The 20,723-nt window shown below is 59.1% G+C and carries 20 protein-coding genes and 2 pseudogenes; 15 read left to right on the forward strand and 7 right to left on the reverse strand.

Annotation, left to right across the window (positions count from 1 at the left end):
• The first annotated feature begins 24 nt into the window (after positions 1-24).
• The 4 genes from zwf (at position 25) to AB4N91_RS04005 (ending at position 3,785) form a co-directional block, all read left to right on the forward strand.
• Positions 25-1,494, forward strand: coding sequence for a glucose-6-phosphate dehydrogenase (gene zwf, locus AB4N91_RS03990; protein WP_010457378.1), 1,470 nt, complete (start codon positions 25-27; stop codon positions 1,492-1,494).
• The gene (gene pgl / locus AB4N91_RS03995; RefSeq protein WP_083375895.1) at positions 1,481-2,194 is read left to right on the forward strand and encodes a 6-phosphogluconolactonase; all 714 of its coding nucleotides are present in this window, start codon (positions 1,481-1,483) and stop codon (positions 2,192-2,194) included. The genes zwf and pgl overlap by 14 nt, the downstream gene beginning before the upstream one ends.
• A gap of 17 nt (positions 2,195-2,211) precedes the next feature.
• Entirely contained in the window at positions 2,212-2,877 is a 666-nt protein-coding gene (locus AB4N91_RS04000; RefSeq protein WP_010457374.1) for a bifunctional 4-hydroxy-2-oxoglutarate aldolase/2-dehydro-3-deoxy-phosphogluconate aldolase, read from the forward strand.
• A 182-nt stretch (positions 2,878-3,059) separates the two neighbouring features.
• Entirely contained in the window at positions 3,060-3,785 is a 726-nt protein-coding gene (locus tag AB4N91_RS04005) for an intradiol ring-cleavage dioxygenase (protein ID WP_460112138.1), read from the forward strand.
• Between the two features lie 2 nt (positions 3,786-3,787).
• On the opposite strand, the gene AB4N91_RS04010 is transcribed toward AB4N91_RS04005, so the two are convergent.
• Both AB4N91_RS04010 and AB4N91_RS04015 read right to left on the reverse strand, forming a co-directional pair.
• Entirely contained in the window at positions 3,788-4,969 is a 1,182-nt protein-coding gene (locus AB4N91_RS04010; RefSeq protein WP_154912409.1) for an aminotransferase class V-fold PLP-dependent enzyme, read from the reverse strand.
• 28 nt (positions 4,970-4,997) lie between these two features.
• Entirely contained in the window at positions 4,998-5,234 is a 237-nt protein-coding gene (locus AB4N91_RS04015) for a DUF3820 family protein (RefSeq protein ID WP_010457368.1), read from the reverse strand.
• Between the two features lie 203 nt (positions 5,235-5,437).
• On the opposite strand from AB4N91_RS04015, the gene AB4N91_RS04020 reads away from it, so the two are divergent.
• The 4 genes from AB4N91_RS04020 (at position 5,438) to AB4N91_RS04035 (ending at position 9,112) form a co-directional block, all read left to right on the forward strand.
• Positions 5,438-5,905 carry a ferritin-like domain-containing protein gene (locus AB4N91_RS04020; protein ID WP_010457366.1) on the forward strand — a complete coding sequence of 156 codons (468 nt, stop codon included), beginning with the start codon at positions 5,438-5,440 and terminating at the stop codon, positions 5,903-5,905.
• A 157-nt stretch (positions 5,906-6,062) separates the two neighbouring features.
• Positions 6,063-8,051 carry an FUSC family protein gene (locus AB4N91_RS04025; protein ID WP_154912410.1) on the forward strand — a complete coding sequence of 663 codons (1,989 nt, stop codon included), beginning with the start codon at positions 6,063-6,065 and terminating at the stop codon, positions 8,049-8,051.
• Positions 8,038-8,244 (forward strand): DUF1656 domain-containing protein, encoded by a 207-nt coding sequence (locus tag AB4N91_RS04030; RefSeq protein WP_154912411.1) that lies wholly within the window; start codon positions 8,038-8,040, stop codon positions 8,242-8,244. Before AB4N91_RS04025 ends, AB4N91_RS04030 begins: the two co-directional genes overlap by 14 nt.
• A gap of 10 nt (positions 8,245-8,254) precedes the next feature.
• Positions 8,255-9,112: an efflux RND transporter periplasmic adaptor subunit gene (locus AB4N91_RS04035; RefSeq protein WP_010457361.1), complete on the forward strand. Its 858-nt coding sequence runs from the start codon at positions 8,255-8,257 to the stop codon at positions 9,110-9,112.
• Positions 9,113-9,301: 189 nt separating this feature from the next.
• Here AB4N91_RS04035 and AB4N91_RS04040 read toward each other — a convergent pair whose 3' ends face one another.
• Both AB4N91_RS04040 and AB4N91_RS04045 read right to left on the reverse strand, forming a co-directional pair.
• Positions 9,302-9,772: a MaoC family dehydratase gene (locus tag AB4N91_RS04040; RefSeq protein ID WP_008151121.1), complete on the reverse strand. Its 471-nt coding sequence runs from the start codon at positions 9,770-9,772 to the stop codon at positions 9,302-9,304.
• A 41-nt stretch (positions 9,773-9,813) separates the two neighbouring features.
• Positions 9,814-10,758 carry an alpha/beta hydrolase gene (locus AB4N91_RS04045; protein ID WP_010457358.1) on the reverse strand — a complete coding sequence of 315 codons (945 nt, stop codon included), beginning with the start codon at positions 10,756-10,758 and terminating at the stop codon, positions 9,814-9,816.
• 235 nt (positions 10,759-10,993) lie between these two features.
• Here AB4N91_RS04045 and fadD2 point away from each other — a divergent pair, with 235 nt between their 5' ends.
• Positions 10,994-12,682 carry a long-chain-fatty-acid--CoA ligase FadD2 gene (fadD2, locus tag AB4N91_RS04050; protein ID WP_010457356.1) on the forward strand — a complete coding sequence of 563 codons (1,689 nt, stop codon included), beginning with the start codon at positions 10,994-10,996 and terminating at the stop codon, positions 12,680-12,682.
• Positions 12,683-13,065: 383 nt separating this feature from the next.
• Positions 13,066-14,766, forward strand: a complete 1,701-nt coding sequence (gene fadD1 / locus AB4N91_RS04055) for a long-chain-fatty-acid--CoA ligase FadD1 (protein WP_010457354.1) — start codon at positions 13,066-13,068, stop codon at positions 14,764-14,766.
• A gap of 205 nt (positions 14,767-14,971) precedes the next feature.
• Here the strand turns inward: fadD1 and AB4N91_RS04060 are convergent, their stop codons facing one another.
• A complete protein-coding gene (locus AB4N91_RS04060) occupies positions 14,972-15,349 on the reverse strand; it encodes a hypothetical protein (RefSeq protein WP_010457352.1) in 378 nt (125 codons plus the stop codon).
• A gap of 200 nt (positions 15,350-15,549) precedes the next feature.
• Here AB4N91_RS04060 and AB4N91_RS04065 point away from each other — a divergent pair, with 200 nt between their 5' ends.
• The 3 genes from AB4N91_RS04065 (at position 15,550) to def (ending at position 17,405) form a co-directional block, all read left to right on the forward strand.
• Entirely contained in the window at positions 15,550-15,741 is a 192-nt protein-coding gene (locus AB4N91_RS04065; RefSeq protein WP_010457349.1) for a CsbD family protein, read from the forward strand.
• A 171-nt stretch (positions 15,742-15,912) separates the two neighbouring features.
• Positions 15,913-16,869 (forward strand): YihY/virulence factor BrkB family protein, encoded by a 957-nt coding sequence (locus AB4N91_RS04070; protein WP_010457347.1) that lies wholly within the window; start codon positions 15,913-15,915, stop codon positions 16,867-16,869.
• Positions 16,866-17,405, forward strand: a complete 540-nt coding sequence (gene def, locus AB4N91_RS04075; RefSeq protein WP_010457345.1) for a peptide deformylase — start codon at positions 16,866-16,868, stop codon at positions 17,403-17,405. Before AB4N91_RS04070 ends, def begins: the two co-directional genes overlap by 4 nt.
• Before the next feature lie 54 nt (positions 17,406-17,459).
• On the opposite strand, the gene AB4N91_RS04080 is transcribed toward def, so the two are convergent.
• Positions 17,460-17,939: a GNAT family N-acetyltransferase gene (locus AB4N91_RS04080; protein ID WP_010457343.1), complete on the reverse strand. Its 480-nt coding sequence runs from the start codon at positions 17,937-17,939 to the stop codon at positions 17,460-17,462.
• Positions 17,940-18,869: 930 nt separating this feature from the next.
• Between AB4N91_RS04080 and AB4N91_RS04085 the strand changes: the two are divergent.
• A pseudogene (locus tag AB4N91_RS04085) lies at positions 18,870-19,484 on the forward strand (PAS domain-containing protein); the annotation flags it as partial.
• Positions 19,485-19,655: 171 nt separating this feature from the next.
• A pseudogene (locus tag AB4N91_RS04090) lies at positions 19,656-20,084 on the forward strand (methyl-accepting chemotaxis protein); the annotation flags it as partial.
• Positions 20,085-20,154: 70 nt separating this feature from the next.
• Here AB4N91_RS04090 and AB4N91_RS04095 read toward each other — a convergent pair.
• The gene (locus AB4N91_RS04095; RefSeq protein WP_460112642.1) at positions 20,155-20,709 is read right to left on the reverse strand and encodes a hypothetical protein; all 555 of its coding nucleotides are present in this window, start codon (positions 20,707-20,709) and stop codon (positions 20,155-20,157) included.
• Positions 20,710-20,723: the final 14 nt, after the last annotated feature.

Genomic DNA, 20,723 nt, shown 5'->3' on the forward strand with positions numbered 1-20,723 from the left:
TAACTTGATAAAAGAACAAACATCATGCCTTCGATTACGGTTGAACCGTGCACCTTTGCCTTGTTCGGCGCCCTCGGTGACTTGGCCCTGCGCAAACTGTTTCCTGCCCTTTATCAACTCGATGGCGCAGGCCTGCTGCACGAGGAAACGCGGATTATCGCGCTGGCCCGTGAGCCAGGCAGCGAGCAGGAACACCTGGCGTTCATCGCCTCCGAACTGCGCCGTTATGTAGGTGCCAAAGAGCTGGACGAAGCTGTGGTCGAACGCTTCCTGGCCCGTTTGAGCTACCTGCATGTCGACTTCCTCAAGGCCGACGATTACGTCGCCCTGGCCGAAATGGCCGGCAGCGCCCAGCGTGTGATTGCCTACTTCGCCACGCCGGCCGCCGTTTACGGCGCGATCTGCGAGAACCTGTCGAAGGTCGGCCTGACTGAAAACACCCGCGTGGTGCTGGAAAAGCCCATCGGTTCGGACCTGGAATCTTCGCGCAAGGTCAACGACGCCGTGGCGCAGTTCTTCCCGGAGAACCGCACCTACCGCATCGATCACTACCTGGGCAAAGAGACCGTCCAGAACCTGATCGCCCTGCGTTTCGCCAACAGCCTGTTCGAAACCCAGTGGAACCAGAATTATATCTCCCACGTGGAAATCACCGTGGCCGAGAAGGTCGGCATCGAAGGCCGCTGGGGTTACTTCGACAAGGCTGGTCAGCTGCGGGACATGATCCAGAATCACCTGCTGCAACTGCTCTGCCTGATCGCCATGGACCCGCCGGCCGACCTGTCCGCCGACAGCATCCGTGACGAGAAAGTCAAAGTGCTCAAGGCCCTGGCGCCTATCAGCCCGGAAGGCCTGACTACACAAGTGGTGCGCGGCCAGTACATCGCCGGGTACAGCGAAGGCAAACCAGTTCCGGGGTATCTGGAAGAACCGAATTCGAACACCCAAAGCGACACCGAAACCTTCGTCGCCCTGCGTGCGGACATCCGCAACTGGCGCTGGGCCGGCGTGCCGTTTTACCTGCGCACCGGCAAGCGCATGCCGCAGAAGCTGTCGCAGATCGTCATCCACTTCAAGGAACCGTCGCACTACATCTTCGCCCCCGAGCAGCGCCTGCAAATCAGCAACAAGCTGATTATCCGCCTGCAACCGGATGAAGGCATTTCCTTGCGTGTGATGACCAAAGAACAAGGCCTGGACAAGGGTATGCAGTTGCGCAGCGGTCCGTTGCAGCTGAATTTTTCCGACACTTATCGCAGCGCACGGATTCCCGATGCCTACGAGCGGTTGTTGCTGGAAGTGATGCGCGGCAATCAGAACCTGTTTGTCCGTAAAGATGAAATCGAAGCCGCGTGGAAGTGGTGTGACCAGTTGATCGCCGGGTGGAAAAAATCCGGTGATGCGCCCAAGCCGTATGCGGCTGGGTCCTGGGGACCGATGAGCTCCATTGCTCTGATCACGCGGGATGGGAGGTCGTGGTATGGCGATATCTGAATTGAAACTGCCTCAGGGCGTCAGCGCCCATGAGTTCAAAAGCCCGGTGTTGCTGGCCGATGGTCTGGCGCTGAATGTGGCCAAGCAACTGAGTGACGCCATCGACGCTCGCGGCAGCGCGACGCTGGTGGTGTCCGGTGGCCGCAGCCCGGTGGCTTTTTTCCAGAACCTGGCGAAGCAGAAACTCGACTGGTCCAAGGTCGTGGTCACCCTGGCCGACGAGCGTTGGGTGCCGGTCGAGCATGCCGACAGCAATGCCGGTCTGCTCAAGCGTTACCTGTTGCAAGGCCCGGCAGCCAAGGCTCAGTTTCTGAGCCTCTACAGCGCCACTGCGAACCTTGAGCAGGCCGCCGAGCAGGCCGACCGTTTGCTCGCCGAATTGCCGCCGATCGATGTGTTGATCCTCGGCATGGGCGATGACGGTCACACCGCTTCGCTGTTCCCCAACAGCCCGAACCTGATCGATGCCTTGAAAGTCGACGGCACCCGTCGGTGCTATCCGATGCTGGCACCGACCGTGCCGCATCAGCGACTGACCATGAGCCGCGCGCTGCTGGCCTCGGCCAAGACCACCGTTCTATCGATTTCCGGTCAGTCCAAACTGACCACTTTGAGTGCCGCATTGGCCGGTGACGATGTCGCCGCCATGCCGATTCGCGCGTTTCTGCAACCTACGTTAGAGATTTACTGGTGCCCATGAGCCAAGGATCAGCCGCTATGACAATCACATCCCCGACCGTTTCCATGGCGGACAAAATTGCCCTGATCGACAGCCTCTGCGCCAAGGCGCGGATCCTGCCGGTGATCACCATCGCCCGCGAACAGGACGTCCTGCCGCTGGCCGATGCCCTGGCCGCCGGTGGCCTGACTGCCCTGGAAGTGACCCTGCGTTCGCAGTTCGGCCTCAAGGCCATCCAGATTCTGCGTGAGCAGCGTCCGGAGCTGGTGACCGGTGCGGGTACTGTGCTGGATCGCACGATGCTCGCCGCTGCCGAAGCGGCCGGCTCGCAGTTCATCGTCACCCCGGGTATCACCCGTGACCTGCTCGAAGCCAGCGTCGATAGCCCGATCCCGCTGTTGCCAGGCATCAGCAACGCTTCCGGCATCATGGAAGGCTATGGTCTGGGTTATCGCCGCTTCAAGCTGTTCCCGGCGGAAGTCAGCGGTGGCGTTGCCGCCATCAAGGCCCTTGGCGGCCCGTTCGGTGAAGTGAAATTCTGCCCGACCGGTGGCGTCAGCCCGGCCAACATCAAGAGCTACATGGCGTTGAAAAACGTGATGTGCGTGGGCGGTAGCTGGATGCTGGATCCCGAGTGGATCAAGAACGGCGACTGGGCCCGCATTCAGGAATGCACCGCCGAGGCCTTGGCGCTGCTGGACTGATCGGCTTTTACCAAACACTTCGTTGTGTGTTCTACGGCTTTACGGTGCGCTTGGTCGGTGCACCGTTTTTTTTTGCCTGATGAAATACCGCTCCTGCAAGGGAAATGATGCGATACATAGTTACCGCCTCTCGCCGCCCATCCAGCGTTAACCTGCGTTCATCTTATGGAAGAGAGAACGTCATGGACGACACCACCTCCGCAACACCCGCACCCTCCGTTTACCTGCTGTCTCCCGAGCAAATTGCCGGCCCGTATTTCCGCAATCCGAAACTGATCAGGCGCAACATCAGCGAGAGCGTCGATGGCATTCCCCTGGTGCTGCGACTGTCGATTGTCGATGCCATGACGGGGGAGCCGGTGACCGGAGCCCTGGTCGATATCTGGCATTGCAATGCGCGCGGTGCGTATTCGGGCTGGAGCAAGGTCAATCCGGACCAGGAAGTCGATGTCGGGGACATCGGCTCCATCCCGCGCACCGACGACGACACCTATCTGCGAGGCGGACAATTCACCGACAAAAAGGGCATTGTGCGGTTTACCACCATCTACCCGGGGTTCTATGCCGGCCGTACCTTGCACATTCATGTCGCCGTGCGCATTACGTCCGGCAACAATTACCTCGACGAACGACACGTCGCCTGGGTCGGTCAGCTCTACTTCCCCGAACCCGCTTCACGTTCGGTGCTAAACGCCCGGGACTACAGCGGCCGATCGGTCTCGCCGTTGAGCAACAATGAAGACACTTATTACCGCGAGCAGGGTGGCGAGGCTTCGACATTGACGGTCCACACCCTCGGTCGAGACTCGAACGAGGATGGCTTTTTCGGGCATACGACCATCGGTATCGACACGTTCGCCGCTTCGACGCAAATCAAGCCGGAGGACTTCGACAAATACACGGTCTGACGTCAGCGCAACTCGCTCAGCGCCCTGGCCAGCAGATCCATGTCGGCAGCGGTGGTGGTGAGTCCCGGTGTAATGCGAATGCAGGGCCCGCTCGCCGCGCCACTGCGGACCACGGTGAACAGGTTGTAATCGCTGAGCAGCCGCTCGACCATCGCCTGTTGATCGGTATGCCGGGTAAAGCGCATCGAGGTAATGCCGCAATACAGTCGCGGGTCATCGGGTGTCATGATCTCGATCCCCGGTAGCTCGCGAACGGCGCTGACCCACCGGTTGCGCAGGTAGTTGAGGCGTGTGCTCTTGGCAGCGGCCCCGCCCATGGCCAGGTGCTCCTCGAACACCAGCGGCAGCGTCAGCAGGGCCGGGATGTTCGGTGTGCTGTAGGGCGTGCGGGCGCGAATATCGGTGACCGGGAAGTGCATCTCTCCCATGTCCGGGTCGATGTCGGCCAAACGCTCGGGGTCTATATAGATAAAGCCCAGCGTCAGGGGCGCGCCGATCCACTTGTGCAGGTTGAAGCCGGCGAAAGAAACGCCCAGTTCATCCAGATTGAACTCGATCTGGCCGAGGGCGTGCGCGCCGTCAAGGATCACGTCGATGCCGTATTCTTTGGCGGCAGCAGCAATGGCCTGCACGGGCATGACCAATCCGGTGCGATGGGTGACATGGGTCAGGGCCATCAATTTGAGCTTTGGATAACGCGCGAAAGCGTCGCGATAAGTCGCCAGCAAGCTGTCAAACGTTGCGGGGTGCGCGTGGTCGATTTCGATCACTTCCACGCCGCGATGCCGCGCCAGCCAACGCATCGCGCCTTTGACCGTGTCGTACTCCAGATCGCAAATCAGCACCTGATCGCCCGGCTGAAGGCGATTGTAATTGCGGATCAACGATTGCAGGCCGTCCGACGCGTTACGGGTGAGGGCCACGGTGTCGACTGGAACGTCGATCAGGCGGGCGAGCTGCGCCCGGATCTCGAGACTTTCGATCTGTTCGAAACGCTGGCGTACATGCACCGAGTTGCTGCGGTTGATCAGCTCAATATTGCGCTCGTACTCCTCGACCACGGTGCGCGACATCCGTCCGAAGTAACCGTTTTCAAGGTTGATGGGCCCGGGTTCGACCGCGTAGCGGTCGGCAAAGGTCTTCCAGAAATGTTCATCACGGGCGCGACGGGTGTTATCGGGCATGAGCTACTCGGCTTTTTTGATGACGATGTCAGTGGCGCGGGGCAGGTTTTCCGTGTTTGGCGCGCAGCGGTTCGAGCAGGTCCGACAGACCGTTGTGGTCGATCTCCTGCATCAGGGCCAGCAATCCGCCCAGCTCACCGTGCGGGAATCCTTCACGGGCGAACCAGTTCAGGTATTGGCCGGGCAGGTCGGCAATGATGCGACCCTTGTATTTGCCGAAGGGCATTTCACGGGTGATCAACAGTTCGAGCTTTTCAGGGTTCATCTATCGGCCGTCTTGATTCATCAGGCTGGAAAATACAGGCATTCTGCATGCAGGCCAATTGACAGTTCATGCAAAAAAAGCGGATACAGATTTGGTCGCTATAACTAACTTGTTGAAATATAACGCATAAATTCTCAGTTCGAAGCTGGCATGCAGGGTGCAATAGCTATTGCATCTTTCATCAACCCGCAAGGAATTGAAAAATGACCGACATGAATAAAGAAGCGATCTCTGTACTCAACGACCTGATTGAAACCAGCAAAGACGGTCAGGAAGGGTTCAAGACTTGCGCTGAAGACATCAAACACCCTGAACTCAAAACCTTGTTCGTGCAACGCTCCGCCGACTGCGCCACCGCCGCTGCCGAACTTCAGAGTGCCGTGCGTTCGATGGGCGGCGATCCGGAAACGTCCACCAGTGTCAGCGGTGATCTGCACCGTCGTTGGGTCGACGTCAAAGCGATGTTCACCGGCAAGGATGAAGAAGCCGTGCTGAACGAAGCCGAACGCGGTGAAGACCATGCACTGAAGGCATACAAAGAAGCCCTCGAAAAAATCAACAAGCACAATCTGGTGGGCATTCGTGACCTGGTTGAACGTCAGTACCACGGCGTGCAACGCAATCACGACCAGGTTAAAGCCCTGCGCAACCAGGCTCGCGCACGCTCTTAAGCGTCCGTAGCCTGTCAAAAACGCCAGCCAGTCTGGCGTTTTTTTTGTCTGGGATTTAACGCTGGACGGAATATAGATAGCTCGCTAATAATTTGTTTTTCAAGTGGCTTCAGTGAACCCGACTATCGTTAAAAACGTCCTTTCAAGAGTCTTTTACGTGCCTATCACTTTGCAGGCTTTGTTTGCGCCTGACCGCCGCGCCCTACAGTTCGCAATCAAAACCTTGATCGGTGGTGGTCTGGCCCTGTGGCTGGCATTGCGCTGGGGGCTTGAGCAACCCGCCTGGGCATTGATGACGGCGTTCATCGTCGCTCAGCCATTGTCTGGAATGGTGGTGCAGAAGGGGCTGGCACGGCTGCTGGGCACGCTGGTCGGCACGATTATGTCGGTTGTATTCATGGGCTTGTTCGCCCAGACGCCTTGGCTGTTTTTGCTGGCCTTGGCGTTGTGGCTAGGGCTGTGTACGGCGAGTTCAACGTTGCTGCGCAGTGCCTGGTCCTATTCATTTGTGCTGGCCGGTTACACGGTGGCGATCATCGCGTTGCCGGCCATTACCCATCCGCTGACGGTGTTCGACCAGGCCGTGGCGCGCTGCACGGAAATTTGTCTGGGCATCCTGTGCGCCACGGCGGCCAGCGCGTTGCTGTGGCCGATGCGCGTCGAGCGACAACTGGCGGATCAGGCGCGAGCCGCCTGGAACAGCGGGATGAATGCTGCGCGTGCAACGCTGGCCGGCGATGCTCAGGCCCGTAAGGGGTTGCTGGAGATCCTCGGGCGAATTGTCGCGGTCGATGCCCAGCGCGAACATGCCTGGTTTGAAGGTGGCCTGGGTCGGCAGCGGGCACGAGCCATCAGCGGCTTGAGCCAGAAGCTCTTGATGCTGCTGCGCATTGCCCGTTCGGTGCGCCGTCAGTGGAAGCAACTGGAACCACAGGAAGCCGAGCAACTGTTGCCGTGGATGACCGAGGTTCAGGTTGCGCTCAGCGGCGACGATACGGCGACCCTGCAAGCGTTGCGGCCGAGGTTGCTCGATGCGTCCCATGACCCGCACATCAGCTCCGCGCAGAGTTATTGCCTGGCCCGTTTCACCTTGTTGCTCGATACCGCGATGGCGGCCACTGCGGCGATGAAAGCCGTGGAGGAGGGGCGCGAAACGGTCGATCCGCCACGCACCCTGGCGCCGCACCGCGACCTGTCATTGGCGCTGGTGTTTGGCGCGCGTAGTGCCTTGGCGTTTCTGGTGGTGTCGTGCTTCTGGCTGGCGACGGCCTGGCCCGCCGCGTCGGGCGCCCTGGTGCTGACGTGCGTGGTGTGCAGCCTGTTCGCCAGTCGCGAGAACGGTGCGCAGATCGGCATGAGTTTTATGCGGGGCATTTTCCTGGCGATTCCGGCGGCGTTTTTCGTCGGGCAGATTCTGCTGCCGCAATGGAGCGGATTTGCCTTGCTCTGCATGGGCATGGGCGTGCCGTTGTTTTTCGGTGCGCTGGGCATGGCCAAGCCGCAGATTGGGGCCACGGCGACTTCGTTCTGTCTGCATTTCATCGTGCTGGTGTCGCCGCTGAACGCGATGAAATTCGACGTCGCCACGTTCTTCAACAGCGCCCAGGCGATGGTGGTCGGTGTCGGCGCGGCGGTGCTGGCGTTTCATTTGCTGATCCTGCGTAACCCGGCGTGGCATGGCCGCCGCTTGCTGGCAGCGACGCTCGACGATCTGGTGCGGCTGACCCGACGTAACCTGCGGGGTGCCGAAAGCTGGTTTGGCGGACGCATGGCCGACCGCTTGCTGCAACTGGCGCGGCACTATCCCGAGTTGCCGGAACCGGCGCGCAGTCGCTGGGATGACGGCTTGCTCGGCCTCGATATCGGCGATGAATTGTTGCATCTGCGGTTGAGCCTGGCGGTGGCGCAAGTGCCGGTCAGCGCACCGCAGCGGCGTTATCTCGAGCAGTTGGAAAAAGTCCTTGAACAGGGCCCTGCGGGCAACCGCGCCGATGCGCTGGAACGACCCAGCGCAGATTTCTTGAAGACCTTGTACGCGTTGCCACCCAGCGACGCGGTGAAACTGGCTCAGGGCGCGGTGCTGCAATTGCAGAGCAGTTGGCGCGCCTGGTGCCGTCAACAGGAGCAAAGCCATGGGCTTGCGTGAGTGGTCGGTGGGCGGCGTGCTGCTCAGTCCGTTTTTGATTTATGTGCTGCTGGCACTGCTGGTCACCGGAGCCATGCGCATGCTGTTGCGCCTGACACCGGTCGGCCGCTGGATTTGGCACGAAGCACTGTTTGATTGCGCCTTGTACGTCTGTGTATTGGCCTTGATCACCGTCGTCCTCGGACCTTTATAAGGAGTTGAACATGCGTACCCCCGTACGTGTCGCGGTAACCCTGTGCCTGGTGGCGGTGGCGATCTTTGCCGGCTTCCATTTGTGGCAGTACTACATGCTTACGCCCTGGACCCGGGATGCGCGGATCCGCGCCGACGTGGTGGTCATCGCCCCGGACGTCTCGGGGTGGGTGCGTGAGCTCAAGGCGTTCGATAACCAGCCGGTCAAGGCGGGCGACCTGTTGCTGAGCATCGATCGTGACCGGTTCGAAGCGGCGCTGGAGAAGGCCCAGGCGGTGGTGCAGACCCGCCAGCAACAACTCAATCTGCGCGAACGCGAAGCCAGTCGCCGCGCCAGCCTCGGGCCGCAAGCCATCAGCGCCGAACTGCGCGAGAACGCACAAATCAACGCCGGTATCGCCCGGGGTGAATTGCGTGAAGCTCAGGCGGAAGCCAAGGTTGCCGAACTCAATCTGGCGCGCAGTCAGGTCCATGCGCCTCGCAGCGGCCACATCACCAACCTGCGCCTGGCCCAAGGCAATTATGTGAACGCCGGGCAACCGGTGATGGCATTGATCGATGATTCGACCTTCTATGTGCAGGCGTATTTCGAGGAAACCAAGTTGTCGCGGATTCGGGTTGGCGATCCGGTGAAGATCTGGTTGATGAGCGCGGGAGAAGCGCTGGACGGGCATGTGGAAAGCATCAGTCGCGGGATTACCGATCGCAACACCACACCAGATGGGCAGTTGTTGGCGGAGGTAGAACCGACGTTTAACTGGGTGAGGCTGGCACAGCGGATTCCGGTGCGGATCAAGATTGATAAATTGCCGGAGGGCATGAATCTGAGTTCGGGGATGACGGCGAGTGTGCAGGTAAGCGAACGCTAAATACGCTGCGCCGCAATCATTGTGGCGAGGAAGCTTGTCGGAACGCCACACCGTCCCGCTCGGCTGCGAAGCAGTCGTAAAAACTAACGCCGCGGTTGATCAGATCAAACGCGGCGCCTGATTTGCTGCGCACCCCAACGGGACGGTGCGGCGTTCCGACAAGCTCCCTCGCCACAGGTGAGAGGTGAATCAGCCGATGCTGATCGCCGGCAGGGTAGGCAGCGTCACCGTCTGCTGCTTGCGCGGCGCCAGAATCTCGGCCTCGCCATCGACTACCAATTCATCGCGCTGGTTAAACACCCGCGTGGCGATCCGCACACGAAACTTCGGCAGTTTCTCGAGGATTTCCAGGCGCACGGTCAGGGTGTCGCCAATCTTCACCGGCTTCTGAAAGCTCATCTGCTGACCGATATAAATAGTCCCCGGCCCAGGCAACTCGCAAGCCACGGCAGCGCTGATCAGCGCACCGCTGAACATGCCGTGAGCGATGCGCTCCTTGAACATGGTGCCGGCGGCGAATTCCGCGTCCAGGTGCACCGGGTTGTGATCACCCGACATCGCGGCGAACAACTGAATGTCGCGCTCTTCGACCGTCTTGCTGTAGCTGGCGGTCTGGCCGACTTCGAGGGCTTCGTATGGGGTGTTGGTAACCTGGGTCATCTGTTTCAATTCCTGTGACGAATAAAAAATCCACAAAAAAACTATTCCGATCTGGGTGGCCGGCGGTGGCTCAGCGCCTGGGCGATCCAGTTCAACACGTCATTGATCACTTCATCGCGGTTGCTCTCGTTGAACAGTTCATGCCGTGCCTGCGGGTAAATAGTCAGTTGCAGGTTCTGGCTGCCGGCCGCGCGTAGTGCATCGGCCAGATCCTTCAGACGTTTGCCTTCGCTCACCGGATCACATTCACCGCCAATCACCAGCAACGGCAGGCCCGGATCAATCTGAGCGAGATTGGACGCTTTGCTGATTTGCTGCAACCCACCGAGCAAATCGATCCACAGCTGATTGGTGCAACGAAAGCCGCAGAGCGGGTCGTTGGCGTACCGATCGACTTCCGCCGGATCGCGGCTGAGCCAGTCGAACCGCGTGCGCACCGGTTTGAATTTTTTGTTGAACGAGCCAAACGACAGCCACTCGATCAGCGCACTGCGGCCCTTGGGCCCCTGACGCAGTTTTTCGACACGGGCAATCTGACGTGCCGCGCGATAGAGCGCGATGGGCTGGAAGTTCGAACCGCTGAGCACCGCACCGTGCAGGCTGGCGCTGTGATGCAGCAGGTAGGCCTGGGCGATGTAGCTGCCCATGCTGTGGCCGAGTAGCACGATCGGCACGCCAGGATGTTGCTGGCCGATGTGCTGGTTGAGGCTCGCCAGATCGCCAACCACTTTGCACCAGCCATCGTCATCGGCGAAATGGCCGAGTGTCCCGTTTTCGGCAGTTTTGCCATGTCCCCGCAGGTCCGGCGCGTAGACACCGTAACCCTGCGCGCAGAGTTTTTCCGCCAGGCGGGCGTAGCGACCGCTGTGTTCCGCCATGCCATGGGCCAGCAGAATCACGGCTTTCAAAGGCGGATCGGGCAGCCACTGGTTGACGAAGAGGCGGCTGCGGTCACTCGCGGTCAGCCAGAAAGTGTCGTGGATCATGGCGATTCCTTTGCATGGGGCTGCCGGGTATGAAAATAGCCTCGATGCATTGTATAGCGCATCCAGCGCTTGCCGTCTGATCAGGCCACGCCGCTGCAGCAAGATTCACGCGGTCAATGACGCCCATTGGCATATTTGCCTGATTCGCCATAGCTGCTAGTGTCCGTGAAGCCCCGCTTTTACAAAAGTGACAGAAAAGCGGCCCGGATAGGCTCAGGTAAAGAGGACAAGAACAATGCAACCTGATTTCTGGAATGACAAACGCCCGGCCGGCGTGCCCCTGGACATTGACCTTGGGGCCTATAAGTCGGTGCTTGAGGTGTTCGAGCGTTCCTGCAAGAAATTCGCTGATCGCCCCGCCTTCAGCAACATGGGCGTGACCCTGACCTACGCCGAACTGGAACGCTACAGCCTGGCGTTCGCCGGTTACCTGCAAGCCCACACCGACTTGGTGCCGGGGGATCGCATCGCGGTGCAGATGCCCAACGTTTTGCATTACCCGATTGCCGTGTTCGGTGCCTTGCGCGCCGGGCTGATCGTGGTCAACACCAACCCGCTGTACACCGCGCGGGAGATGCGTCATCAGTTCAAGGACTCCGGTGCCCGGGCGTTGGTGTACCTGAACATGTTCGGGGCCAAGGTCCAGGAAGTGCTGCCCGACACCGACATCCAGTACCTGATCGAAGCGAAGATGGGCGACCTGATGCCTGCCGCCAAGGGTTGGCTGGTCAACACGATGGTGAGCAAGGTCAAGAAAATGGTCCCGGACTATTCCTTGCCCCAGGCGATTTCCTTCAAGAGCGCGCTGCGTCTGGGCCGGGGCCTGGGCATCAAGCCGCTGAACGTCAGCCTCGACGACATCGCGGTGTTGCAATACACCGGCGGCACCACCGGCCTGGCCAAGGGCGCGATGCTGACCCACGGCAACCTGGTGGCGAACATGCAACAGGCGCGGGCATGCCTCGGACAGTTCGGCAGCGACGGTCAGCCATTGCTGCGCGAAGGTCAGGAAGTGATGATCGCGCCGCTGCCGCTGTACCACATCTATGCCTTCACGGCGAACTGCATGTGCATGATGGTGACCGGCAACCACAACGTGCTGATCACCAATCCACGCGACATCGGCGCCTTCATCAAGGAGCTGAAGAACTGGCGGTTCTCGGCACTGCTGGGGCTTAACACGCTGTTCGTTGCATTGATGGATCACCCAGACTTCAAGACCCTGGATTTCTCCAGCCTCAAACTCACCAACTCCGGCGGCACCGCGCTGGTCAAGGCCACCGCCGAGCGCTGGGAACAGCTCACCGGCTGCCGCATCACCGAGGGTTATGGCCTGACCGAAACCTCACCGGTGGCCTGCACCAACCCCTACGGCGACAAATCGCGGATCGGCACGGTCGGCCTGCCGGTGCCGGGCACCACCCTGAAAGTGATCAACGATGAAGGCGTCGAGCAGCCGCTGGGCGAGCGAGGCGAACTGTGCATCAAGGGCCCGCAGATCATGAAGGGCTACTGGCAGAAACCGGAAGCCACCGCCGAGGTGCTGGATGCCGAAGGCTGGTTCAAGTCCGGCGATATCGCGGTGATCGACCCGGACGGTTTTGTGCGCATCGTCGATCGCAAGAAAGACATGATCATCGTCTCGGGCTTCAACGTGTACCCGAACGAGATCGAAGACATCGTGATGGCTCACCCGAAAGTCGCCAACTGTGCGGTGATCGGCGTGCCGGACGAGCGTTCGGGGGAGGCGGTGAAGCTGTTTGTGGTGGCCCGCGAATCAGGGGTCAGCCTTGAAGAGCTGAAGGCGTACTGCAAGGAAAACTTCACGGCGTACAAAGTGCCCAAGCACATTGTGTTGCGGGAGTCGTTGCCGATGACGCCGGTGGGCAAGATCCTGCGGCGGGAGTTGCGGGATATCGCGTAGTCGGTGAATGGCCGCGCTTCGCACGTTCGCGGGCAAGCCTCGCTCCCGCAGGTTCGTGTCGTTCATTAAGTCAGCGAACGATGCGAGCCTGCAGGAACGAGGCTTGCCCGCGAAGCTTTTAAACATCTGAAGCCCCCGGTTTCACAGGCTTTTCAGGGGTGTATAGAATTTTTGCTCTAAAATGACCGCTAGCAATTCTTGAGTCACAATTGTGACCGTAGAGGCCGCTTTTGGCTCTAGTCGACCCTTGGCAAAGCTGCTACTCTCGGCGCGCTTTGTGACGTCTCGGGCTTATGAAAGCGCTAGATTCACCGACAAACACACACCAATAATAATCGCATCAAATGCGGTGCTGAATTCGCGTTGCTGAGGAGTGGGCTTCCATGAACGAAGACTTTTGGAAGGATAAGTACCCTGCCGGGATTGCTGCCGAGATCAATCCAGACGAGTATCCGAATATTCAGGCAGTGTTGAAACGTTCCTGCCAGCGCTTCGCCGACAAACCGGCATTCAGCAACCTGGGCAAGACAATCACCTACGGTGAACTGTACGAATTGTCCGGTGCCTTTGCCGCTTACCTGCAACAGCATACCGACTTGCAGCCGGGCGATCGAATCGCCGTGCAACTGCCCAACGTGTTGCAGTACCCGGTCGCCGTATTCGGTGCCATTCGCGCCGGGCTGATCGTGGTCAACACCAACCCGCTGTACACCGCGCGGGAAATGGAACACCAATTCAACGATTCCGGTGCCAAAGCCCTGGTCTGCCTGGCCAACATGGCGCATCTGGCCGAAATCGTCGTGCCGAAAACCGGCGTCAAGCACGTGATCGTCACCGAAGTGGCCGACCTGCTGCCACCGCTCAAGCGCCTGCTGGTCAATAGCGTCATCAAGTACGTGAAGAAGATGGTCCCGGCGTATCACTTGCCCAAGGCGATCAAGTTCAACGACGTGCTGAGCAAGGGCCACGGCCAGCCAGTGGCTGAAGCCAATCCGGCCAGCAGCGACGTTGCCGTCCTGCAATACACTGGCGGCACCACCGGCGTAGCCAAGGGCGCGATGCTGACCCATCGCAACCTCGTGGCGAACATGTTGCAGTGCAAGGCGCTGATGGGTTCCAACCTCAACGAAGGCTGCGAGATCCTGATCACGCCGCTGCCGCTGTACCACATCTATGCCTTCACCTTTCATTGCATGGCGATGATGCTGATCGGCAACCACAACATCCTGATCAGCAACCCGCGCGATTTGACGGCGATGGTCAAAGAACTGTCGAAGTGGAAGTTCAGCGGCTTCGTCGGCCTCAACACCCTGTTCGTGGCGCTGTGCAACAACGAAGCGTTCCGCAAGCTGGACTTCTCGGCGCTGAAAGTCACCCTGTCCGGCGGCATGGCCCTGCAACTGGCGGCAGCCGAGCGCTGGAAAGCGGTCACCGGCTGCGCCATCTGCGAAGGTTACGGGATGACCGAAACCAGCCCGGTCGCCACCGTAAACCCGATCCAGCACATCCAGATCGGCACCATCGGTATTCCGGTTCCATCGACCGTGTGCAAAGTCATCGACGATGCCGGCGTTGAACAGCCGCTGGGCGAAATCGGTGAACTGTGTGTGAAAGGTCCGCAAGTGATGAAGGGCTACTGGCAGCGTCAGGACGCCACCGATGAAATGCTCGACAGCGAAGGCTGGTTGAAGACCGGTGACATCGCGCTGATCCAGCCGGACGGCTACATGCGAATTGTCGATCGCAAGAAAGACATGATTCTGGTCTCCGGTTTCAACGTTTACCCGAACGAGCTTGAAGATGTGCTGGCGACCCTGCCGGGCGTGCTGCAATGCGCGGCCATCGGCGTGCCGGACGAGAAGTCGGGCGAGGCGATCAAGATCTTCATCGTCGCCAAACCGGGCGTGACGTTGACCAAGGAGCAGGTGATGGAGCACATGCGTGCGAACGTCACCGGTTACAAGGTCCCGCGCGCCGTGGAGTTCCGCGATGCGCTGCCGACCACCAACGTCGGCAAGATCCTGCGCCGCGAATTGCGCGACGAAGAGCTGAAGAAGCTCAACGCCAGGAAAGTCGGCGCGTAACAAACAAGAAGCCCCGCAGATGCGGGGCTTTTTGTTTGCAGCGATATCAGAACTGCTTTTGTGGCGAGGGAGCTTGCTCCCGCTCGGCTGCGCAGCAGTCGTCACCCAGTCGATGGAGATACACCAAAAATACCGCAGCGTCTGATTTGGGGTCGCTTCGCGGCCCAGCGGGAGCAAGCTCCCTCGCCACAGGGGATGTGTAAAGTTACAGGCGAAACGGCGCGAAATTGACGTTGGTGCCCGCCGGACGCATGTCCTGGAGGTACGAGTCCTTGTCGGCGCTCAGTTCCAGGCTCAAGGCGGCCTTGCGCTTGCCTTCGTTGCGCACCACCAGGCCTTCAAGCTTCTCGCGCAGGAACACCGTCGGCACTTTCAAGTGCAGCAGTTCGTCGGTTTCCGGCGTGTGCATCAGCAGGTGAACCCATTCGTACTGACCAATGGCCAGGCGCGCCACCGGGATATCGAACCACCAGATGTTGCGGTTGCGGTTCAGTTCGGTGAAATGGCAGTTGTTGACGCCAAGCACAGCACCGCCGAGTTCCTGGTTTCTGCGGGCAATGGCCTGCTTTTTATCGAGTTTCATAACATTCCTACGGGATTGGATCTTCAGCGCCATGGCCTGAATACGTTGCGCATTCTCGGGGGTTGGTCGGCAAACATAAAGCCCAACCTGCACTGAACGATGAAATGTCGCCGTGAAAATAAATGAAACTCCGTGCAAATGCCCCCGGTCAATCTTTGTGTAACGACTTTTTCCGTTGAATTGTTCACAGGAGAAACACCATGAGCAGCACTGGCGATAAAGTAAAAGGCATGGCCAACGAAGCCGCCGGCAACGTCAAGCAAGGCGTCGGCAAGGCCACCGGTAATGACAAAATGCGCGCCGAAGGCGTCGTGCAGGAAAGAAAAGGCGAGGCCCAGCAAGCGGTCGGCAAAGCCAAGGACGCGATTAAGAAAGGCGTCGACAAGGCTTGATTCGGCCTTTGATGAACAACATGAACGGCCATCCACGGATGGCCGTTTTTGTGTCAGCCTGAACTTGCGCACGGAAATTGTTTCAAAGTCGCCAAGTAGGCTACTTTGATGTAGAAAACGGCCCCTGAGTCGCCTCGACTTCAACCCAACCTGCGGCGAAAGGAGACGCTAATGTTTTTCCCCCACATGAAAGGCCTGCGCCTGCACCGTGTCATGATGCGCACGGTCACCGAGTTCGTCGACGATGAGATGTCGACCTATGCCTCGGCGCTGGCTTATCAAATGCTGTTTTCGCTATTTCCCTTCATCCTGTTCCTGATCGCTCTGATCGGTTTCCTGCACCTGCCGGACTTCTTCTCGTGGCTGCGTCTGCAATCGGAACTGGTCCTGCCGCCCCAGGCGCTGGAACAGGTGAACCCGGTGATCGACCAACTCCAGCAGTCCAAGGGTGGCTTGCTGTCGATTGGTATCGTGATTGCCCTGTGGACCGCATCCGCTGGCGTGCGGCTGATGATGAGCGCGATGAACGCCGCCTACGACGTGGTCGAAGGCCGGCCCGCGTGGAAGCGTTTTCCGCTGTCGATCATCTACACCGTTGGCATCGCCGGCATGCTGCTGATCGCCGCCGCGTTGATGGTGCTCGGGCCGCAACTGATGGGCTGGATTGCCGCGCAAGTCGGCATGGAAGACTTCATCGTGACCCTGTGGACCATCGTGCGCTGGCCCGTGGTGGTGATTTTGCTGATGGTGGCCGTGGCGCTGATTTATTACGTCATGCCGGACGTTAAACAAGAGTTTCGTTTTATCACCCCAGGTTCGGTGCTGGCGGTGGTGGTGTGGATCCTTGCCTCCGTGGGCTTTGGCCTGTACGTCAAGGAGTTCGCCAACTACAACGCCATGTATGGCAGTATCGGCGCGATCATCGTGTTGCTGCTCTATTTTTATATTTCCGCCGCGGTGCTGTTGCTGGGCGCGGAGATGAATGCAGTGATCGAGCACATGTCGACCGAAGGCAAGAATGACGGTGAAAAAGTCCCCGGTGAGCTCGATCACGAACCCAAACACCACGTTTCCGGACTGGGTCGGGATCACTCGATCAAGCCGCACACTGACGAAACCATAAAATGATCCGTGAAATCCTGAAAATGGGCGATGAACGCCTGCTGCGCATTGCTCCGCCGGTGCCGGCCGAGATGTTCGACAGCCCTGAATTGTGGCAACTGATCGACGACATGTTCCAGACCATGGAAAGCGTCGGTGGCGTCGGCCTGGCTGCGCCGCAGATCGGCGTCGATCTGCAACTGGTGATCTTTGGGTTCGAACACAGCGAACGCTACCCGGACGCTGAAGCGGTGCCGCAGACCATTCTGATCAACCCGTTGATCACACCTTTGAACTCGCTGATGGAAGAGGGCTTTGAAGGTTGCCTGTCAGTGCCCGGCCTGCGCGGCGCGGTAGACCGTTATCAGCAGATTCGCTACGAAGGCTTCGATCCCAAGGGCCAGCCTATCTTGCGGATCGCCGAGGGATTCCATGCGCGGGTGGTGCAGCATGAATGCGATCACCTGATCGGCCGGTTGTACCCGTCACGGATTACCGACTTCAGCCAATTCGGCTTTACCGAAGTGATGTTCCCCGACCTCGACCCTGACGCCGACGACTGAGCCGAAAACATCACAAACCACGGTGGGAGCGAGCCTGCGCGCGAAGGCGGCGGGTCATTCACCGATGATGTCGAATGACACGCCGCCTTCGCGAGCAGGCTCGCTCCTACATGTCGAACTCACAGACGGTTCCAGGCCCATGGCGATCATCGGTTTGCTGCGGGCGTAACGGCTCAAGCGTTCGGTCATGGCGTAGGGCATTGGCGGATCGAAGGAAAACCCTCGGCGTTCATAAAAGCCCCGCAAGTCCGGGTGGCAGAACAGCCAGACCGGTTGGTCGAGACCGCGCACCGCTTCGGCGATCAACGCCGCCGCGATGCCCTGTTCGCGACAGGCCGGATCGACGAACAATCCCGTCAACCAATGCCCCCCCGAGACCGGCCGCAAACACAGCGCGCCAATGATCTCCTCGCGTCTGGCGACCCACAGCTGAGCGTCGCGAACCGCTTTCATCGACGATTGGTGGGCGCGATAAAACTTGTTCATCAACGGCCATAACGGCTCGGCGAGCAGGGTGTACTGGGTGTCGGGCATGGGTTCGATCTGTCGGTGCGCAAAGCGGGCGATTATAAAAGAACGCGCGGCCGGCGATAGGTGTATACCTGATCTCACATCCCGTATGAGTGGAGTACGTATCATGGCCAAAGGCATGGATTCAAAAAAAGCGGCAAAGAAGAAACCGGCGAAAACCGCCGATGAAAAGCGCGCAGACAAGAAGGCCAAGAAGGTGGATGTGTTCGGTCATTGATCTCGCCACAAGGGAGCCCGGTCTTCGGGCTCCTGCTGCATGCCTAAAGAAGTAACCCAATAATCCGCAAGATTTCCCTGCGCCATTGCACAGAGGGGGACCGGTCCCCGATCTGAGCAACGCCATGCCCCATTACTTCGATGCCGCCCACGGGCAGACATTGCGAGTTCGTTTGATGCGCTGCAGCGCTACAGGCATTCCTGATTTGCCTCGCTGAACCGATTTTGTCCTCAATACTGGCCGACTAGTGGCCTTGCGCCCCTCTATCGACTGTCTACGCTGACTTCTAACTACCCATGTCGCTCGCCATATGAAAGATGGCGCAGCAAGAGCGCCCAACCCAAGGCGCCGACAGGGAGTAACAAGGAGCTGGCCGGTAAAGGGAATTACTTATGAAACCGTTAGGGCTGGCCCGGTCCCGGGCTATCAAGAGAAGGATGTCTTGATGAGTGCGTTGCTGCATGGACACTCCGATTGAACATCATTGATCACCTGACACTTCCTCCCGTGGAGGAACGCGTGTGCCTGTTCCATAGAACGTTGTGGTGGATCCGTTGAAAGACCAAAGACCTTTCATCAATCAAAAGAACGCGCTGAAGGTGATACGACCCATGTTTAACCTACATCACAAGGCTGACCTGCTGGAAATCGAGCGCTATAGCTGCGCGTTGAGCGAAGCCAACGCCAAGTTGGCGGCGGTCAGTCGATCAATGGCGATGATCGAGTTCACGCCGGACGGCATCGTGCTGGATGCCAACGACAACTTTTGCAGTGTCATGGGGTACAGCGCCGACGAAGTGCGCGGCAAACATCATCGGATCTTTTGCGAGGAAGCTTTTTATCGCAGCGAGGCTTACTCGAAGTTGTGGCGCGACCTGGCCCGTGGCGAACCGGTGGGCGGGAGCTTCTTGCGCTTGAACAAGCGCGGCAAGGAGGTCTGGCTCGAAGCCAGTTACATGCCGGTGTTCGGTCCCGACCGTCAGGTTAAAAGCGTGATTAAAGTTGCCACTGACATCTCCGCCAGGGTTTACAAGGAACACGAAGAAGAAAGCATGCTCGCCGCCATAGGTCGTTCCATGGCGGTGATCGAGTTCACCCCCGAGGGCAACGTCATCACGGCCAACGATAACTTTCTGAAGACGATGCATTACTCGCTCAACGAAGTGGTGGGGAAACACCACAGCCTGTTTTGCCACCGCGCCGAATCCGAGTCGTCGGCTTATAAAGCGTTCTGGGCATCACTCAATCGCGGCGAGTATCACTCTCATCGTTTTGAACGCAAAGATAAACACGGCCATACCGTGTTTCTCGAAGCGTCCTACAACCCTTTGTTCGACGCCAAGGGCCGGCTCTACAAAGTGGTGAAGTTTGCCAGCGACATCACCCGGCAAATCGCCACGTTGCAAACCGCTGCGGAGTCGGCGCACAGCACGTCGGTGCAAAACGACGCTTGTGCGCAGAAAGGTTCTCAGGTGGTGCAGCAAACGGTACAGATCATCCAGGACATTTCCCGGGATTTGAACGAAGCCGCGCTCAGTATCGATGCCGTCAGCAAACAGTCCGACATCATCGGCACCATCGTGCAGACGATTCGCGGCATTGCTGACCAGACCAACTTGCTGGCGCTCAATGCAGCCATTGAAGCGGCCCGGGCCGGCGAGCATGGGCGGGGTTTTGCGGTGGTCGCCGATGAAGTACGCAGCCTCGCGGCACGCACGAGTCAGGCGACGCTGGAGATCGTCGACGTGGTGCGCAAGAACCATGACCTGTCGTTGAGCGCGGTGACCAGCATGCAGTCGAGCTTGAGCCGAACCGGACTTGGGGTGGAACTGGCGAACGAGGCGGGGGAGGTGATCCTGGAGATTCAGCAGGGATCGCGGCATGTGGTGGATGCGATCAGTCAGTTCAACGAAACGTTGCAGTTGAACTGACTGATCGCGTCGCGTCTCTTGTAGCAGCCGGCTGCGCCGGTTGCTGCATGAAGTGCAGGGTTCCCTGCCGTTAAAGCGAAGCGAGGAACTTGTCGACCACCTGGCTACTGCCTTTCTCACTGTTGGCGTTTTCTTTCTCGACCTGCGCCAGTTTGACCTTGTCCTCCGTGCGCTCGGCGATCTCTTTGGCGATCGCCTGTTGTTTCTCCGGTGGCATGGCTTGTACTTCTTCTTCAGTCAGCCCCATCTCTTGCAGAATGCTGTCGCGCAGGCGCTGCTCCGGCGTTTTGCTCATGTAGTCCTTGAAGTCGCTCATGGCGGCGCTGTCCGTGACCCTGGCTTTAACATCGGCCGGCAGTTGGAAAGACTCGAGCGCTTGCAATTGCACGCGGGTTTTGGCGAACGCTTCATCCACGTTGTCGCTGATTTTGCTCGCCTCGCTGACTTGCCGGGTGGCGTCCCGGGTGGCGGAAGTCTGCACCTGCGCGGTTTGCGCCTGAACGTTGCTTTGCAACGTTTGCAGCATCGCCCCCTGAAGGCCGGCAGCGGCTTCAGCCGCAGGATCATCGCCGGGCTTCTTGGAGAGCGGGATCATTAACGTTTGTTGTGTGGCACTGACCAACATGATGAATAGACCTT

It is taken from the genome of Pseudomonas sp. H3_D04 (assembly GCF_054669175.1).

Bases quoted from the DNA above. Each gene is read 5' to 3' on its own strand.
- zwf (WP_010457378.1), top strand. From the start codon at position 25: ATGCCTTCGATTACGGTTGAACCGTGCACCTTTGCCTTGTTCGGCGCC.
- pgl (WP_083375895.1), top strand. From the start codon at position 1,481: ATGGCGATATCTGAATTGAAACTGCCTCAGGGCGTCAGCGCCCATGAG.
- AB4N91_RS04000 (WP_010457374.1), top strand. From the start codon at position 2,212: ATGACAATCACATCCCCGACCGTTTCCATGGCGGACAAAATTGCCCTG.
- AB4N91_RS04005 (WP_460112138.1), top strand. From the start codon at position 3,060: ATGGACGACACCACCTCCGCAACACCCGCACCCTCCGTTTACCTGCTG.
- AB4N91_RS04010 (WP_154912409.1), bottom strand. From the start codon at position 4,969: ATGCCCGATAACACCCGTCGCGCCCGTGATGAACATTTCTGGAAGACC.
- AB4N91_RS04015 (WP_010457368.1), bottom strand. From the start codon at position 5,234: ATGAACCCTGAAAAGCTCGAACTGTTGATCACCCGTGAAATGCCCTTC.
- AB4N91_RS04020 (WP_010457366.1), top strand. From the start codon at position 5,438: ATGACCGACATGAATAAAGAAGCGATCTCTGTACTCAACGACCTGATT.
- AB4N91_RS04030 (WP_154912411.1), top strand. From the start codon at position 8,038: ATGGGCTTGCGTGAGTGGTCGGTGGGCGGCGTGCTGCTCAGTCCGTTT.
- AB4N91_RS04035 (WP_010457361.1), top strand. From the start codon at position 8,255: ATGCGTACCCCCGTACGTGTCGCGGTAACCCTGTGCCTGGTGGCGGTG.
- AB4N91_RS04040 (WP_008151121.1), bottom strand. From the start codon at position 9,772: ATGACCCAGGTTACCAACACCCCATACGAAGCCCTCGAAGTCGGCCAG.
- AB4N91_RS04045 (WP_010457358.1), bottom strand. From the start codon at position 10,758: ATGATCCACGACACTTTCTGGCTGACCGCGAGTGACCGCAGCCGCCTC.
- fadD2 (WP_010457356.1), top strand. From the start codon at position 10,994: ATGCAACCTGATTTCTGGAATGACAAACGCCCGGCCGGCGTGCCCCTG.
- fadD1 (WP_010457354.1), top strand. From the start codon at position 13,066: ATGAACGAAGACTTTTGGAAGGATAAGTACCCTGCCGGGATTGCTGCC.
- AB4N91_RS04060 (WP_010457352.1), bottom strand. From the start codon at position 15,349: ATGAAACTCGATAAAAAGCAGGCCATTGCCCGCAGAAACCAGGAACTC.
- AB4N91_RS04065 (WP_010457349.1), top strand. From the start codon at position 15,550: ATGAGCAGCACTGGCGATAAAGTAAAAGGCATGGCCAACGAAGCCGCC.
- AB4N91_RS04070 (WP_010457347.1), top strand. From the start codon at position 15,913: ATGTTTTTCCCCCACATGAAAGGCCTGCGCCTGCACCGTGTCATGATG.
- def (WP_010457345.1), top strand. From the start codon at position 16,866: ATGATCCGTGAAATCCTGAAAATGGGCGATGAACGCCTGCTGCGCATT.
- AB4N91_RS04080 (WP_010457343.1), bottom strand. From the start codon at position 17,939: ATGCCCGACACCCAGTACACCCTGCTCGCCGAGCCGTTATGGCCGTTG.
- AB4N91_RS04095 (WP_460112642.1), bottom strand. From the start codon at position 20,709: ATGTTGGTCAGTGCCACACAACAAACGTTAATGATCCCGCTCTCCAAG.